This is a genomic window from Ornithinimicrobium sp. INDO-MA30-4, from assembly GCF_021535045.1.
GTDB lineage: Bacteria > Actinomycetota > Actinomycetes > Actinomycetales > Dermatophilaceae > Ornithinicoccus.
Map to the genome: position 1 here is coordinate 674,943 of NZ_CP091056.1, position 14,539 is coordinate 689,481.

15 protein-coding genes and 6 pseudogenes are annotated in these 14,539 nt (G+C 61.1%); 11 read left to right on the forward strand and 10 right to left on the reverse strand.

All coding sequences use genetic code 11. The features are described 5' to 3' along the window. Positions 1 to 46: 46 nt before the first annotated feature. Positions 47 to 1,920: pseudogene (locus L0A91_RS03860) on the forward strand (ABC transporter ATP-binding protein). 17 nt (positions 1,921 to 1,937) lie between these two features. Here L0A91_RS03860 and L0A91_RS03865 read toward each other — a convergent pair. After that, positions 1,938 to 2,738, reverse strand: a complete 801-nt coding sequence (locus L0A91_RS03865; protein ID WP_235245933.1) for an SURF1 family protein — start codon at positions 2,736 to 2,738, stop codon at positions 1,938 to 1,940. Positions 2,739 to 2,964: 226 nt separating this feature from the next. After that, the gene (locus L0A91_RS03875; protein WP_235245934.1) at positions 2,965 to 3,276 is read right to left on the reverse strand and encodes a DUF3099 domain-containing protein; all 312 of its coding nucleotides are present in this window, start codon (positions 3,274 to 3,276) and stop codon (positions 2,965 to 2,967) included. Positions 3,277 to 3,304: 28 nt separating this feature from the next. Between L0A91_RS03875 and L0A91_RS03880 the strand changes: the two are divergent. Both L0A91_RS03880 and fabI read left to right on the forward strand, forming a co-directional pair. After that, positions 3,305 to 4,044 (forward strand): annotated as a pseudogene (locus L0A91_RS03880) (beta-ketoacyl-ACP reductase). 35 nt (positions 4,045 to 4,079) lie between these two features. Next, positions 4,080 to 4,835, forward strand: a complete 756-nt coding sequence (fabI, locus tag L0A91_RS03885) for an enoyl-ACP reductase FabI (RefSeq protein ID WP_235245935.1) — start codon at positions 4,080 to 4,082, stop codon at positions 4,833 to 4,835. Between the two features lie 150 nt (positions 4,836 to 4,985). On the opposite strand, the pseudogene glgC reads toward fabI, so the two are convergent. Beyond that, positions 4,986 to 6,237, reverse strand: a pseudogene (gene glgC / locus L0A91_RS03890) (glucose-1-phosphate adenylyltransferase). 74 nt (positions 6,238 to 6,311) lie between these two features. On the opposite strand from glgC, the pseudogene glgA reads away from it, so the two are divergent. After that, positions 6,312 to 7,530, forward strand: a pseudogene (gene glgA, locus L0A91_RS03895) (glycogen synthase). Here the strand turns inward: glgA and L0A91_RS03900 are convergent. Together L0A91_RS03900 and L0A91_RS03905 are read right to left on the reverse strand one after the other, a co-directional pair. Beyond that, the gene (locus tag L0A91_RS03900) at positions 7,462 to 7,971 is read right to left on the reverse strand and encodes a hypothetical protein (protein WP_235245936.1); all 510 of its coding nucleotides are present in this window, start codon (positions 7,969 to 7,971) and stop codon (positions 7,462 to 7,464) included. The pseudogene glgA and the gene L0A91_RS03900 overlap by 69 nt on opposite strands. Continuing rightward, the gene (locus L0A91_RS03905; protein WP_235245937.1) at positions 7,958 to 8,302 is read right to left on the reverse strand and encodes a hypothetical protein; all 345 of its coding nucleotides are present in this window, start codon (positions 8,300 to 8,302) and stop codon (positions 7,958 to 7,960) included. Before L0A91_RS03905 ends, L0A91_RS03900 begins: the two co-directional genes overlap by 14 nt. 54 nt (positions 8,303 to 8,356) lie before the next feature. Here L0A91_RS03905 and L0A91_RS03910 point away from each other — a divergent pair. The 6 genes and pseudogenes from L0A91_RS03910 to L0A91_RS03925 all read left to right on the forward strand — a co-directional run bounded on the left by L0A91_RS03910 (position 8,357) and on the right by L0A91_RS03925 (position 11,439). Continuing rightward, positions 8,357 to 9,143: pseudogene (locus L0A91_RS03910) on the forward strand (ABC transporter ATP-binding protein). After that, complete coding sequence (locus L0A91_RS18250) at positions 9,140 to 9,295, forward strand: hypothetical protein (RefSeq protein ID WP_311198185.1); 156 nt, start codon at positions 9,140 to 9,142, stop codon at positions 9,293 to 9,295. Before L0A91_RS03910 ends, L0A91_RS18250 begins: the two are co-directional and overlap by 4 nt. Further along, positions 9,286 to 9,459, forward strand: coding sequence for a hypothetical protein (locus L0A91_RS18255; protein WP_311198132.1), 174 nt, complete (start codon positions 9,286 to 9,288; stop codon positions 9,457 to 9,459). The genes L0A91_RS18250 and L0A91_RS18255 overlap by 10 nt, the downstream gene beginning before the upstream one ends. Beyond that, positions 9,456 to 9,926 carry a sulfite exporter TauE/SafE family protein gene (locus tag L0A91_RS18260; RefSeq protein WP_311197992.1) on the forward strand — a complete coding sequence of 157 codons (471 nt, stop codon included), beginning with the start codon at positions 9,456 to 9,458 and terminating at the stop codon, positions 9,924 to 9,926. Before L0A91_RS18255 ends, L0A91_RS18260 begins: the two co-directional genes overlap by 4 nt. Continuing rightward, complete coding sequence (locus L0A91_RS03920) at positions 9,923 to 10,762, forward strand: RNA methyltransferase (protein ID WP_235245938.1); 840 nt, start codon at positions 9,923 to 9,925, stop codon at positions 10,760 to 10,762. The genes L0A91_RS18260 and L0A91_RS03920 overlap by 4 nt, the downstream gene beginning before the upstream one ends. A 38-nt stretch (positions 10,763 to 10,800) precedes the next feature. Next, on the forward strand, positions 10,801 to 11,439 hold the full coding sequence (locus tag L0A91_RS03925; RefSeq protein WP_235245939.1) for a LysE family translocator: 639 nt from the start codon (positions 10,801 to 10,803) through the stop codon (positions 11,437 to 11,439). Here L0A91_RS03925 and L0A91_RS17185 read toward each other — a convergent pair. The 5 genes and pseudogenes from L0A91_RS17185 to L0A91_RS03945 form a co-directional block, all read right to left on the reverse strand. Further along, entirely contained in the window at positions 11,436 to 11,720 is a 285-nt protein-coding gene (locus L0A91_RS17185) for a DUF2071 domain-containing protein (protein WP_260115282.1), read from the reverse strand. The two genes, L0A91_RS03925 and L0A91_RS17185, sit on opposite strands and share 4 nt — an antisense overlap. Further along, complete coding sequence (locus L0A91_RS17190) at positions 11,710 to 12,186, reverse strand: DUF2071 domain-containing protein (protein WP_260115283.1); 477 nt, start codon at positions 12,184 to 12,186, stop codon at positions 11,710 to 11,712. The genes L0A91_RS17185 and L0A91_RS17190 overlap by 11 nt, the downstream gene beginning before the upstream one ends. Positions 12,187 to 12,210: 24 nt before the next feature. After that, a complete protein-coding gene (locus L0A91_RS03935) occupies positions 12,211 to 12,678 on the reverse strand; it encodes a YbaK/EbsC family protein (RefSeq protein WP_311197993.1) in 468 nt (155 codons plus the stop codon). 72 nt (positions 12,679 to 12,750) lie between these two features. After that, positions 12,751 to 13,151: pseudogene (locus L0A91_RS03940) on the reverse strand (DUF3037 domain-containing protein). Beyond that, the gene (locus L0A91_RS03945) at positions 13,148 to 13,918 is read right to left on the reverse strand and encodes a HipA family kinase (protein ID WP_235245941.1); all 771 of its coding nucleotides are present in this window, start codon (positions 13,916 to 13,918) and stop codon (positions 13,148 to 13,150) included. The pseudogene L0A91_RS03940 and the gene L0A91_RS03945 overlap by 4 nt, the downstream one beginning before the upstream one ends. 63 nt (positions 13,919 to 13,981) lie before the next feature. Between L0A91_RS03945 and L0A91_RS03950 the strand changes: the two genes are divergently transcribed. Continuing rightward, entirely contained in the window at positions 13,982 to 14,533 is a 552-nt protein-coding gene (locus L0A91_RS03950; RefSeq protein ID WP_235245942.1) for a hypothetical protein, read from the forward strand. Positions 14,534 to 14,539: the final 6 nt, after the last annotated feature.

Below are 14,539 nucleotides of genomic sequence, written 5' to 3' on the forward strand. Positions count from 1 at the left end.
GCCTGGTCGTTGAAGTTTGTGCTATCCAACAATGTGAGGTGTATGAGTGTCAGTAACCGGATCGGGCCCCGCCTTTCGGCAATTTAGCCGAGACCAGTCTGTCCTGCGGCGAGAGTTGCGCGACGACACGGTCAAGCGTGTCTGGGGGTATGGAGCCGCCTTCCGCAAAGAGATCATCATCTTCTTGATCCTGACGGTGATTGGTTCGGCTCTCGTGGTCGCGCCCGCGATCTTGTTGGGCCGCATCATTGACGATGGCGTTGACGCGGAAAACAAGAGCGTTGTCATCACGCTGGCTTTGATCGTGGCCGCACTGGCCGTCTTCGAGTCACTGCTCACTGTGGTCACACGGTGGTTTTCATCGAGGATCGGTGAGGGCCTCATCCTCAACCTGCGCAGCGAAGTGTTCGGCCACGTCTTACGCCAACCCATTGCCTTCTTCACCCGCGCGCAAACCGGAGCCTTGGTCAATCGACTGAACACCGATGTCATCGGAGCACAGCAGGCCTTCACCTCGATCCTGTCTGGCCTGGTGAGCAACATCATCCAACTCGTCATTGTCTTGGCCGTGTTGCTGTCGACCTCATGGCAAATCACGGTGCTGGCGGTGTTGTTATTGCCACTCTTTCTGGTGCCGGCTAAATACATGGGCCGTCGGCTGTCTGGTCTCACCCGCACCCAGATGCAGATGAACTCCGAGCTAGCTAGTCGAATGACGGAGCGATTCAATGTCGCTGGGGCTTTGCTGGTGCGACTCTTTGGACGTCCCAGCCAGGAGATTGCCGAGTATGAGTCGCGCGCCGAGAAGGTGCGTGATGCCGGGGTAGCCATCTCGGTTAACCGGGTGGTCTTTGCCGCCGGGCTGGGCCTCGTCGCGGCTTTGGCTACCGCCATCGTCTACGGCCTCGGGGGAGTGGGGGCCGTTGAAGGCACCCTCTCAACGGGTGACCTTGTGGTGATGGCTGCTCTCTTGGCACGGCTGTATGGTCCGCTCACGGCGCTATCTAATGTGCGCGTCGACGTGATGACCGCACTCGTGAGCTTTGAACGAGTGTTTGAAGTGCTCGACCTCAAGCCGCTGGTCACCGAGAAGGATGACGCTGTCGCCTTGCCCCATGGCCCAGTTGACGTGGAGTTCGAGCACGCAACCTTTGCCTACCCCGACTCTGAACAAGTTTCCTTGTCCTCGTTGGATTTGCGGCCAGAGGCCGAAACTGCAGACGACAGGCCCGTCCTCAGCGACATCAGCGTGTCCGTTCCAGCAGGTTCGATGGTTGCCGTGGTCGGGCCTAGTGGCGCCGGCAAGTCGACGCTGACCAACCTCGTTTCTCGGCTCTACGACCCGACTGAGGGAACTGTGCGAATCGGGGGGACGGATCTGCGCGACGCGACCTTCGATAGCCTGCGCGACACCGTCGGCGTGGTGAGTCAGGACGCTCACATGTTTAACGACACCATCCGAGCAAATTTGCTGTATGCCGAGCCGCACGCAGATGAGTCACAGATGGAGCAAGCGCTTCGCGGCGCCCGCATCTGGGAGTTGATCCAGCGGCTGCCTGATGGGCTTGACACTGTGGTGGGAGATCGAGGGCACCGACTTTCCGGTGGCGAAAAGCAGCGATTGGCTATTGCCCGGTTGCTCTTGAAGTCACCGAGCGTGATTGTGCTGGATGAGGCGACGGCCCACTGGACAGCGAGTCCGAGTCAGCTGTGCAGCGGGCGCTCGACGAGGCTCTCCAAGGGCGCACCTCCATCGTGATCGCGCACCGCCTCTCCACCATCCGCAACGCCGACAAGATCGTAGTGTTGGCAGCGGGCAAGGTCTTGCAGCAAGGGACTCACGAAGAACTGCTAGAAGCCGGCGGCATGTACCAAATGCTGTATGAGACGCAATTCGCCCCGGCAGCTGCTCGGGACTAAAGCGCGTCGGCAGGACGCTATTCGTCCTCTTCGTCCCAGATGCGCGTCTTACGGGGTTTGCTAGGCACTGCGCCCTTGTCTTCTCGAGCGTCCAGCACTTCACGACGGAACAACACGCCGATCAAGATGAACCCCAACGGCACCACGAGCCACCACTGGATCGCGTACGCCAAGTGTGAACCTAACCCGGTATCGGGTCTGTCGGCAGCCTCAGGACGGGCTGGGGTCTGCCCGTCTTGGGTGGTTTCGGTCTCTAACTCTAGGTAGGCCGGCAACAGGTCCAAGTCAGTCTTTTCAGCGGCTGAAGCCGTGTTTATCGAGGCAAGCTGGTCTGCTGGGAGATCGCGGTCCAGGTCAATCTCGGGGTTGCGCAGCCACCCTTGAATAGTCACCGTTCCCTCAGGCGCAGGTGGCACGTCCGGCAAGATGGAAGCAGTTTCAGCGTTTTCGACCCAGCCACGGTCCACCAAGATGGTGCCACCGCCCGCCGAGTCTTGAAATGGAACGAGCACTTCGTAGCCGTAGGTGCCTCTAAAAGGCCGATTGCGAACGTAGAGCTGATGCTGGGGGAGGTAGCGTCCCTCGATCTCGACAGCCGTCCATTCACTGGGTGCCGCGAGCTCCGGCGATTCGGAGGTGAGGACGGTGCCTAGCTGGACGGGGTCAGCGCCGTAGTTGGTTTCGACCGCAGTGCGAGCATCGAGTTTGGCTTCATGCCGACCGAACTGCCATTGCCCCAGGCTGAAGGTGGCCCAAGCGAATGCAGCGGCAACGAGCAACATGCCTAGGCGGCGAAGCGTGAAAAACTGTCGAAGCATCAGCCGTCAGAGTCGCTGAGCTCTGCGACGGGGATGACGTCAATCAAAAAGCCGCGAATATCGACGAAACTGGACAGATGGTCACGATGCTCTGGGCAGGCTGTCCACACTTTACGTCGAGTCGCCGTGTGAATTTTCGGGTTGCGCCACCTGACGGCATCAGTAGCTAGGGCTCGGCAGCCTTTAGCGCTGCACCGCAGGTCGATCGGTGTCAACTCGGACGAAATCACTGCTCTTCGTAATGGTTCTGCGAGGGCGTGACCGGCAGAGCGCGCGTCGGCGAAACTGGCCCATTGCTGGCCTGCCGGTGGTCGACATTGTTGGCCGTCATCACTGCGACTGAGGGGATAAAGATCGCTGCCATGGCCAGGATGATGCCGATGACGAGTTGGCCACTCATGAGTGCCCAGACGGAAAGCGGAAAAGCCGCCACTCGGAACGACATGGCGTAGAGGTATGTACGCATGCGGTTGTTCCGGTCTTCGCGCCGCGACACGGGCGCGGTGGTGACACCTTGGAGTCGCCGATTAGTGCGCATGACCCCATGATACGGCTACGGTATTCACGTGACTCAGCCGCATCCTTCTCAAGACAGCCCCGCTCCACGCACCGTGCTCGTCACCGGTGGTAATCGGGGGATCGGTCTCGCCATTGCGCGAGCCTTCCAGGCAGCAGGAGACGAGGTGATTATTACGCACCGCAGCGGCGAACCCCAGAGGGCTTGACCGGCGTCAAGTGCGAGGTCACCGACTCCGCGAGTGTCAATGCCGCCTTCGACGAAGCCGAGACCATCTGGGGGCGCACCACCGACGTCGTCGTGGCTAACGCTGGCATCACCAAGGACACCTTGTTGATGCGGATGAGCGATGAAGATTTTGACGCAGTCGTCGACACAAACCTGGCAGGTGCATTCCGCTGTGCCCGTCGCGCGGTTAAGGGAATGATGCGTGCCCGGTCCGGCCGCATCATCTTTGTCTCATCAGTGGTCGGCCTCTATGGGTCGCCGGGTCAGACCAACTATTCCGCGTCTAAGTCCGGCCTGGTTGGCCTTGCTCGTTCCATCACTCGCGAACTCGGGGGCCGTGGCATCACCGCCAACGTTGTCGCCCCGGGATTTATTGAGACAGAGATGACCGCTTCGCTGTCCGATGACCTTCGCAAAACATACCTAGCCGGGATTCCATCCGGTCGATTTGCTCAACCAGAAGAGGTCGCCGCGGCGGTGACCTTCTTGGCCAGCCCGGCCGCAGGCTACATCTCGGGTGCTGTCATTCCCGTAGATGGCGGTTTGGGAATGGGACACTAGAAGCGCTGCTCCATCCACTAAGGGGATATGAACTCATGCTGTTGAACAACAAAACGTTGCTGATCACAGGGGTCTTGACCGACTCCTCCATTGCCTTTCACGTGGCTCGCCTTGCCCAAGAGCAGGGTGCCAAGGTCATCTTGACTTCGTTTGGTCGCACCACCCGCATCACTTCAGCGATTGCGCGGCGACTGCCCGAACCGGTGGAAATCGTTGAGTTGGACGTCTCAAACAAGGAGCATCTCGACACCCTGGCGGATCGCCTGCGAGAGCACACGGACAAGGTCGACGGCGTCCTGCACTCGATCGGTTTTGCGCCCCAGGGAGCGTTCCATTTCATGGACGCTGAGTGGGAGGACGTGTCGACTGCCGTGCACATCTCGGCCTACTCGCTCAAGGCGCTGGCCAAGGCTGCCCTGCCGTTGATGGACCGTGGCGGCAGCATCGTGGGCCTCACCTTCGATGCAACTTTCGCGTGGCCAATCTACGACTGGATGGGTGTGGCCAAGTCCGCGTTCGAATCCACCAACCGCTATCTCGCTAGGGATGTGGGCCCCATGGGTATCCGCAGCAACCTCGTTGCTGCTGGTCCAATCTCCACCACGGCGGCCAATTCGATCCCCGAGTTCGGCCAGTTCGCAAAGTGGGGCGAGCACGCACCACTAGGCTGGGACGTCCAGGACCCAGTACCAGCAGCACAGGCCAGCGTGGCGCTGCTATCCGACTGGTTCCCGGCAACCACTGGTGAGATTGTGCACGTTGATGGCGGATTCCACGCCACCGGTTTCTAAAACGTATGCCGGCCGGACGGGCCGGTGAGATTGCACCGGCCCTCACGCAGCTCGTGAGGGCCGGGCTTTGTTCTTGGTATTTGCTGGTTTTCTAGCTTGGTCCTCACAGTTTTGGGCCCCGTTCGGCAGGGACCCAAAACTTCGATTCCTTTAGCCGTCGATGACCATGCCCTTACCGACGACGGTCAGACCAGAATCGGTAACCGTGAATCCACGTGAACGGTCAAGGTCGTGATCGACACCGATCTCGGTGCCTTCTGGCACGTAGACGTTCTTGTCGATGATCGCTTTGCGAATGGTGCAGTGCCGCATGATTTCGACGTTGTCCAAGATGACGGAGTCGTGGATCTCGCTGTGACTGTGGATTCGCACGTTGGGCGAGAGGACTGAGTTGCTCACGTGCGACCCGCTAATCACGACACCGGGGGAAATGGCGGACCCGATGGCGGTCCCTGCCTCGTTGTTCGAGCCACGGACAAACTTGGCTGGCGGGGGGCAGCCGTAGTCAGTGAGGATCGGCCAATCTAAGTTGTAGAGGTTGAAGACGGGGTGGACAGAGACGAGGTCCATGTGCGCGTCGTAGTAGGAATCCATGGTCCCGACGTCACGCCAGTAGCCCTTGTCGCGCTCAGTGGCGCCAGGCACCTCGTTGTCCTTGAAGTCATAGACGTAGGCCTCACCCTTCTCGACGAAGGCCGGCACGATGTCACCGCCCATGTCGTGCTTGGAACCCTCAAGATCGGCATCTTCCTTGACTGCACGCTCGAGCACGTCAGCGTCGAAGACGTAGTTGCCCATCGAGGCAAGGATCTCGTTGGGGGAGTCAGGCAATCCGGGAGGGCTCGTCGGCTTCTCCAGGAACTCGCGAATCTTTGAGGGGTTGTCTGGCTCGACGTCGATGACACCGAATTGGTCTGCCATGGCAATATCCTGGCGGATTGCTGCCACCGTGACCCCGGCGCCGTTCTTAATGTGCTCGTCGACCATTTGGGAGAAGTCCATGCGATAGACGTGGTCGGCACCGACGACAACAACGATATCGGGCTTCTCGTCGTGCATCAGGTTCAAGCTCTGATAAATCGCATCTGCACTGCCAGCGAACCAGTGCTTACCCATCCGCTGCTGGGCTGGAACAGGGGCAACATAGTTGCCGAGGAGAGTGGACATTCGCCAGGTTTTCGTGACGTGAGTGTCCAGGCTGTGCGATTTGTACTGGGTTAGGACGACCATCTTGAGGTAGCCAGAGTTGGCGATGTTGGAGAGCGAAGTCAATTAGGCGGTAGATGCCGCCGAATGGAACGGCAGGCTTGGCCCGATCCGCTGTGAGCGGCATGAGCCGCTTCCCCTCACCACCGGCCAACACGATGGCTAGAACCTTTGACCTATGCGACTTATTCACCATGCGCCAAACCTACTGGTTTCTAGAGTCTTTTGCGAGGGGTAGCCGCACATCGTTTGAGCCGATAGCGTGACGGCGTGCTGATCGATATCCTCACCCGCGAATACCCGCCCAACATCTATGGAGGAGCGGGGGTGCATGTAGACGAACTCACCCGCGCCCTTCGGGCCATCGATGACGTCAACGTGCAAGTGCGTGCCTTCGACGATCCGGTCGAAGAGGAGGGCACGAAGGGCTACCCGCCGCTGCCGCAACTGGCTGAGGCCAACGCCGCCCTTCGCACCTTGGGCGTCGACCTGACGATTGCCGCGGACAGCGTGGCGAGCCCACCAGATGTGGTTCACTCCCACACCTGGTATGCCAACTTCGCCGGTCACTTGACCTCCTTGGTGGCTGGGGTGCCGCACGTGATCTCGGCTCACTCGCTGGAGCCGATGCGCCCCTGGAAGGCCGAGCAGTTGGGTGGCGGCTACCGCCTATCAAGCTATGTCGAGCGCACTTCGTACCTCAACGCTGACGCGGTAATCGCTGTGTCCGACGGTATGCGCAAGGACGTTTTGAAGAGTTATCCCGACATTGACCCGGACAAGGTCCATGTTGTCCACAACGGTATCGACGCCGAAGGCTGGCAGCGCGACACGAGCCCCGAGGCGATGGCGGTGCTCGCTGAGCACGGGATCGACCCAGAGAAGCCCATGGTGGCTTTCTTGGGCCGCATCACGCGGCAAAAGGGTTTGCCCTACCTGCTGCGCTCATTACGCGAGATCCCCGCTGACACTCAGATCGTGTTGCTCGCGGGAGCACCTGACACCCGGAGATCAAGGCCGAGGTCATTGCCTTGGTCGACGATCTGCGCGACTCGCGCGATGGCTCCGTCATCTGGATTGGCGAGATGCTGGGCCGGCCCAAGGTCGCAGCCATCCTGTCCGCCGCCACGGTGTTCATGTGCCCCTCGATTTATGAGCCGCTTGGCATCGTCAACCTGGAAGCGATGGCGTGTGGCGCGGCAGTGGTCGCTACGGCTACCGGCGGTATCCCCGAGGTTGTTGTCCACGGCGAGACTGGCTGGTTGGTGCCGATCGAACAGGTCGAGGACGGCACCGGCACACCGTTGACGAGGATAAGTACGTCGCAGATTTCGCCGCAGCACTCAATGATGCGCTGTCTGACCCTGAGCGTGCTGAGCGGATGGGGCAAGCCGGCCGGGAGCGCGCCATCGAGTCCTTCTCATGGGATGCCATTGCTGAGCGCACCGTTGAGGTTTACAAGGCGGTGATCGCGGCCCGCGAAAACTGATCCGATCTTCTGAACGTCCCTTGGGTGGGTGGTGCTGGCGCCACCCACCCAGCGCATTGCCGCGACATTCGTGGCAACGACAAGAGCCGCTGCGCTGCGGTCAGCAAGCCGGTTTAGCAACATCTCCCGGCTCCGCGTGGAGGTCACGTCGACGCCGTGCAAGCGTGGATCGCGGCCCGCATCAGCTAGTGCCAACACCGAGCCAGCCAGTTCAATGACGCGCTCGGCCCGGCGTGGGATATCCACGGGCAAGCCCCAGGAGTCACCCATTCGATCCCTGGCCAGATCTTCCACCAATTCTTTGCCAAAGGCTGGATCGGCCAAGCTACTGAGTTGGCTTGTGAACGTCGCCAGATCGCGTCGCAGCATCAACTCGGTGTCCGGCAAGTCCGCCTGCTGGACCCGATGTTGGGGTACAGGCGTGACGCTAAAGACGTCCATTGTGCTTGCCACCCTTGATCCCCGTCGGGGCCAAAGTCTCGATCTCGGGCACCAAGGCCGCGCCAATGCCGGGCACGTAGACGGCTTCTTCGGCTTGCACCGCAGCATCGACGAACTCGGTGCTGCCTTGGGGGATTGAGGTTGTGTCACCTGATCGAGGCAAGCCAACCAGGACAACGCGCTCACCTAAGTCACGCCATACCTCGAGAGTAGTTTGCAGGCCATCGACATGGTCCATGTCGGGCAGAGCGCGTGCAGCGACATCTTTGAGATCGGCTGAGTTGGCAATCGCGGCGGTTGCCCAGAGCGCAACGCGCACACTGGCAGGCAAAGTTGGCATGTCCCCGATCGTAGAACGTGGCGCTGGCAACTAGGCTGGCGAGTCATGAGCGACGTCCTGGAATTAGCTGGTGTGGGTGTCAGGCGCGGCAACACCGACTTGCTGCGCGATGTCACCTGGTCCGTCGAAGAGGGCGAACGTTGGGTCATCCTTGGGCCCAACGGCGCCGGAAAGACGACCTTGTTGCAGATAGCCGCTGCTCGAATGCACCCAACCTCGGGTGTGGCCGGGGTGCTGGGCGAGGTGATGGGCACCGTCGACGTTTTTGAACTACGCCCTCGCATTGGTGTTTCTAGCGCCACGATTGCCGAGCGAATCCCCGCCGAAGAGAAGGTGGTGACGTCGTCATCACAGCTTCGTGGGCCGTGGTGGGGCGTTGGCGCGAAGAGTATGACCCGATGGATGAGCAGCGGGGGCTGGAGTTGCTAGATGCGCTGGGGGTCGGCCACCTGAAGGATCGCCGATACGGCACCTTGAGCGAGGGGAGCGCAAGCGAGTCCAGATCGCTCGCGCCCTCATGACTGACCCTGAGCTGATGCTCCTGGATGAGCCAGCCGCGGGCCTTGATCTGCGGGGACGCGAAGACCTCGTGGGCCGTTTGCAACTGTTGGCTGAAGACGTGACCGCGCCAGCCATGGTGTTGGTGACTCACCACGTCGAAGAGATTCCGCCGGGCTTTACCGACATTCTGATGCTGCGTGACGGCGAAGTGGTCGCTGCTGGGCCGCTGGAGGTCACCCTCACCGCGGAGAACCTCAGCAAGACGTTCGATCTGCCGCTGGTCGTTGACCGGCACGGGCCGCGTTGGTCTGCGAGGGCCGCTCAGTCGTGAGTTGGGTGGAATTGCTGGCACTGGCTGTTGCAGGCTTCGGTGCCGGAATGATCAACACGATCGTCGGCTCAGGCACCTTGATCACCTTCCCCATCTTGCTGTTTTTGGGTATGCGCCGGTCGCGGCCAACATCTCGAGCTCGCTGGGCCTAGTGGCTGGGGGCTTTAGCGGAGCCTGGGGCTATCGCCACGAACTCACCGGGCTCAAGCCGTTGCTGATGCGACTGATGCCAGCCTCGCTGCTGGGCGCAGTCGTGGGAGCCCTCTTGCTCTTAGTGCTGCCAGAGTCTGCCTTTGCCACAATGTGCCGCTCTTGATTGCCCTTGCCCTAGTGCTGGTGGTTGGTGGGCCCAGGCTGAACAAATGGGCGGCGGGCAAGACGCCAAAGCAGACAAAGGACACCACTGGGCTGCCAGCGATGACGCTTGCAGGCACGGTCGGCCTGCTGCTCTCGATCTTTGCCACCGGCGTCTATGGCGGCTACTTCGGTGCCGCCCAAGGCGTGCTGCTGGTCGGCATCATGAGTGTTCTGCTGCCGCTATCGCTCCAGCAAATCACCGGGGTCAAGAACGTGCTCACGCTAACCGTGGGCCTCGTGGCTGCTGTCGTGTTTTTAGTCGTGCAACCTGGGCAGATCATTTGGTCCGTGGTTGGCATTTTGGCTCTGGGTTCGTTGGCGGGCGGATATGTCGGAGCAAAGGTTGGCCGTCGCATGCCCCCGTGGTTGCTGCGGGGTGTCATTGTCGTGATTGGCCTCACAGCGATCGTGGTGTTGCTGCGATGAAGCGAACACAACCGCTGCCGGAGTTGCCGAATGGCGCTACCTGGATCGATGACCCGAGTGATGAGCGAGTCCGCGACTATTTCAATCTGACCGATGTTGCGTTGCGCCGGGTGATCGAGCCCGAGCGAGGGCTCTACCTCGCCGAGTCAGAAAAGGTGATCCGCCGAGCGTTGGGTGCGGGCCATCAGTTGCGGTCGTTGCTGATGGGGCAGCGTTGGCTTGAGGACCTTGAAGACGTTGTGGGGGAGGCGATCCACGGCGGAGCACCGGTCTATGTTGCGGCTGCCGATGTCATTGAGTCGATGACCGGGTTCCATCTGCACCGTGGGGCGTTGGCTTCCATGCAACGCCCGGTCCTACCGGACCCGACTGAGCTGATCAAGGACGCCAAGCGGGTCGTGGTGTTGGAAGACATCGTGGACCACACCAATATCGGCGCAGTGTTTCGCTCAGCCGCGGCTTTAGGCATGGACGCCGTGCTGATCACGCCGCGGTGTGCCGATCCGCTGTATCGCCGAGCTGTTCGAGTCTCCATGGGGACCGTATTTCAAGTGCCTTGGACCCGCATTGACGATTGGCCAGCTGGCATCAACACGTTGATTGACCTTGGCTTTCACGTCTCGGCGTGTGCCTTGAGCGAGGATGCGATCAGCCTCGATGAGTTGGCTGCTGCCCAGCACGACAAGATTGCTGTCGTGCTGGGCAGCGAAGGCGAGGGACTGACTGAGCGAACGATTGACTCAGCGGACTCCGTCGTGATGATTCCGATGGCCGGTGGCGTTGATTCACTGAACGTGGCCGCAGCCAGCGCCGTGGTTTTCTACACCCTGAAATAGCAGTTACCTGGAGGTCGCTCTGGCAGTAGCATTCAGCAGTGATCTCGATCCACACATTGCTGGCCTTTTCGTTGGCCTCGTTCTTGCTGATTGTTCTGCCTGGCCCGAGCGTGCTGTTCACCATTGGGCGCTCCTTGGAGTTTGGACCGCGCGGTGGATTGGTGAGCGCCGTCGGCAACGGATTGGGCGGCATACCCCCGGCTATCGCGGTGGCGCTGGGGGTTGGCGCCTTGGTGGCCGAGTCAGCGGTCCTATTCACTGTGGTGAAGTCGGTGGGCGCCGTCTATATCGCCTATTTGGGCTGGCAAGCCATCAAGCACCGGGGTGATCAGGCCCTTGACGTAGCGGGTCCTGCCAAGGCCATGTCGTCAGGGCGCATTCTGCGACAGGGCTTCGTGGTCGGCATCACCAACCCCAAGATTTTGGTGTTCTTCGTCGCTGTCTTGCCACAGTTTGTCGACCCGGCCAACGGCAACGTCGCGCTTCAGATGATGCTGCTTGGGATGATCTTCGTGACGATCGGGGTCCTCAGCGATGGCACCTGGGCTCTGGTCGCTGGCTCAGCACGGGACTGGTTTGCGCAATCCCCGTCGCGCATCTCCACGATGTCCGCTGCTGGCGGTGCCGTGATGATTGGCCTGGGTGGAGTGCTTTTGGTGACCGGGGACCAGCACTAGATCCGCTCAAACCACGCCAGGCTAACCGGGACACCGGGGGAGTATCGGGCGTGCGGCTGTCCTTGGGGCGCTGAGAGCCCCGCTGCTCGCAGGGCGCTCTCATCAATATCGACATTTTCGACTTCATGCAGGGGCCAGGGTGGATGGAACACTCGCCCATAATCCAGCCGGCCAAATCGCTTGCTCACGAGCGCCCAACGCGCACTCATCCAGTGATCGAAGTGGCTGGGCTCGGCAATTTTGGCGCCAACCTCAAAGGCGATAGAGGCGTTAGCCCACACCCCAGTGCCTGGCTTCGGCCATTGTCGGTCGAATGTGGTGGTGATGAACGCCGCTCACATGGTGCTCGGTGTGGGACCAGCAGTAGGGAACGCCAAAGATCGTTCGTGCCGCTGCGGTGACCGAAGCCAGCGGCACGTCGAGGGAAAAGAACCAGATAGCTCGACGCCCGTGAGCATCCACGACGTAAGTGCGGACATTGATTTCGGTGAAGGTGCCAAAGTGGGGAATTGCTGGGGTGCGGCCAAACTGAATGTCTCGCATTTCGAACGGGATGAGGCCCACCCAGGCAGCCCCGTCGAAGGTGTCGACCGTCAAGCCATTCGGCAAGTGCGACTGAACTTCTGCCGGGTCGTAGGCCCAGTGAAAGTAGGCCAACTGCTCCCAGCGTTGGTGCATGATCGGCGGGCTCGCCAGGGCTGGTGGTGAGGGTTGAACCGGCTCGATGAGAGGTTGCTTGTCGGACACGGTGTCAGCCTAACGAGGCCGTCATCAGCCGATTTCAGCGGCTAGTCCGTCCACGACCTCGACCCCGGGTAGATCTCCAACAGCCGCGCCACGAATGCGCAGTTTGGCGGCGCGGACACCCGCTCCAATCACGACCCAAGGCTGCCGCATGACTCGGGAGTCGACCCAGATGGGCCATTCAGCGGGCAAACCAAGGGGAGTGATGCCACCAAACTCCATCTGTGTTCGACCCACGGCGTTATCCATGGTCATAAAACTGGCCCGCCGCACGTCGAGCCGCTTCCGGACCACCCTGTTGACGTCCGCGCGAGGTGGTAGCCAGCACCAGACATACCGCAATGCGTTCGTCGTCTCCGCGCCTACCTGCCACCACGAGGCAGTTAGCAGACTGAGCGGCAGTGATTCCGGTGTGCTCCATGAAAGCAGCCGTGTCTGAAATGGCTGGGTCGATGCTCGCAACTTCGAGCCCCTCAGTCCACGGCTCGCCCTCATTGATCGCCCCTCTCACCACGGGAGCGACCAGGCCAAGGTGGTCCTTTGCCGGCAGCCATTCCAGACTCATGGCTAGCTCGCTTTCGGGGGAACGACCAGGGTGTCGAGCAGCCGTTGCAGGGTGGCAGCGAGGTCACTAGCCCGGCCCCCGTGGATGGGGCCTGGCTGCAAAATCGTTGACCGGGGGCACTAATCCAGCCAAAGCGCGGGCCCAGTTTGTCCATCCGAGGCGTGCCCGGTGCGCCGCCGTCTCGCGCCAGAGTGCAGAGAGACTCCAACGACATGCGGACCGACTCAGTGTCGACGCCAGGGGCGAACGCGCGGGCACGTTCCTCATCAAGATGGAAGGCGCCTTGGAGGAAGTCACCCTCCTGCGAGTACATCACCACGCCGACATTGAGGAACTCTTCGCGCAGGACCGAGGGCACCAGGCGCAAAGTGACGTACTGGTAGTCGAAGGCTTCGTTGCTCATCGGGCACCACCGCTCGGAAGCCAGTGACTGCTACTGGCAAGGCGCGCGGTCAAGTGCTCGAGGTATGCCGTGCGCACCGCGCTCGGATCGGCAAGGTAGGGCGTTGTCTCAAGCCATTCATCAGGAATCTGGTTCAGCACATCGCAGAGCACGGCCGGGGTCAGCATGGCGCTCAACCGGTCATGGCTTGCGCGAATATCACCGGCGACGTCTAACAGGACATGCTCGTCGGCGCGGAACGGCTGAGCAGCGAATCGGTCAGGATTTGGCTGCTTACCCGGCCAACCGTGGTGAAAGTACAGCGCAGCGCCATGATCGATGGCCCACACTTCGCGGTGCCACAGCAAGAGGTTGGGGTTAGACCAAGTGCGATCTATGTTGGCGGTGAAGGCATCCAGCCAGATGATGTCTGCTGCTAGCTCCGGAGCGGGCGGCCGAGAGCCGTCGTATCCCAAGGACCCAGGCAACAGGTCCACACCAAGATTCATCCCGGGTGAGGCGTTTAACAGGTCCTGAACTTCTTCGTCCGCCTCATATCGGGCCATCGCTGACGGCATCTCCACGGTGACGAGGCGCGGGATTGGGAGGCTTAGCGCCCGGCCAATCTCGCCAACGATGATCTCTGCGACCAACACTTTGATGCCCTGGCCGGCACCTCGAAACTTCACGACGTAGGTGCCGAGATCGTCGGCTTCCACGACGCCGGGCAGTGAACCACCCTCGCGTAGCGGCAGCACGTATCGGGTAGCGGTCACATGTTCAAGCACGCCCGAACTCTACCTGGGGAAGCAGCCAGCCGACCGTGGCTGGGCTCACGGGACGTGTCAGAGTTGAGCCATGGCGACGGACATAGGGCGGAGGCAACTCCTGCTCGGATGATTCTGCATCTCGACCTTGATGCCTTCTTCGCCGCCGTGGAACAACGCGATAAGCCATCGCTGCGCGGCAAGCCGGTGATTGTGGGCGGAACGGGTGGTCGTGGTGTGGTCGCGACTGCGTCCTATGAAGCCAGAGTGTTTGGCGCCCGCTCAGCCATGCCGACTAGTGAGGCACGTCGTAAATGCCCGGCCGGGACTGCCTTCTTGGCCGGCCGGTTTGGCGCATACCGTGCCTCATCCGCGGTTGTGATGGAGCTCCTCAGAGAACTCTCCGACCTGGTGGAGCAGGTCTCGATTGACGAGGCCTACGTCCACCTGGCGGCCGCCGATCATGACCTCAGCGCTGCCGGGCTGACCGCGCTGGGCAAGGACTTGCAGAGCCGGGTGACCGAAGCGACTGGAGGGCTGACCGCGGCCGTGGGGATCGCCAGCAGCAAGATGATGGCCAAGATCGCTAGCGAGCTAGACAAGCCGGGCGGCCAGTGTGATCGAGCCCGGCAGTGAACTGGA

Excerpts from the sequence above, each read along its gene's own strand:
- L0A91_RS03865 (WP_235245933.1), bottom strand. The coding sequence starts at position 2,738 with ATGCTTCGACAGTTTTTCACGCTTCGCCGCCTAGGCATGTTGCTCGTT.
- L0A91_RS03875 (WP_235245934.1), bottom strand. The coding sequence starts at position 3,276 with ATGCGCACTAATCGGCGACTCCAAGGTGTCACCACCGCGCCCGTGTCG.
- fabI (WP_235245935.1), top strand. The coding sequence starts at position 4,080 with ATGCTGTTGAACAACAAAACGTTGCTGATCACAGGGGTCTTGACCGAC.
- L0A91_RS03900 (WP_235245936.1), bottom strand. The coding sequence starts at position 7,971 with ATGGACGTCTTTAGCGTCACGCCTGTACCCCAACATCGGGTCCAGCAG.
- L0A91_RS03920 (WP_235245938.1), top strand. The coding sequence starts at position 9,923 with ATGAAGCGAACACAACCGCTGCCGGAGTTGCCGAATGGCGCTACCTGG.
- L0A91_RS03935 (WP_311197993.1), bottom strand. The coding sequence starts at position 12,678 with ATGAGGGCGAGCCGTGGACTGAGGGGCTCGAAGTTGCGAGCATCGACC.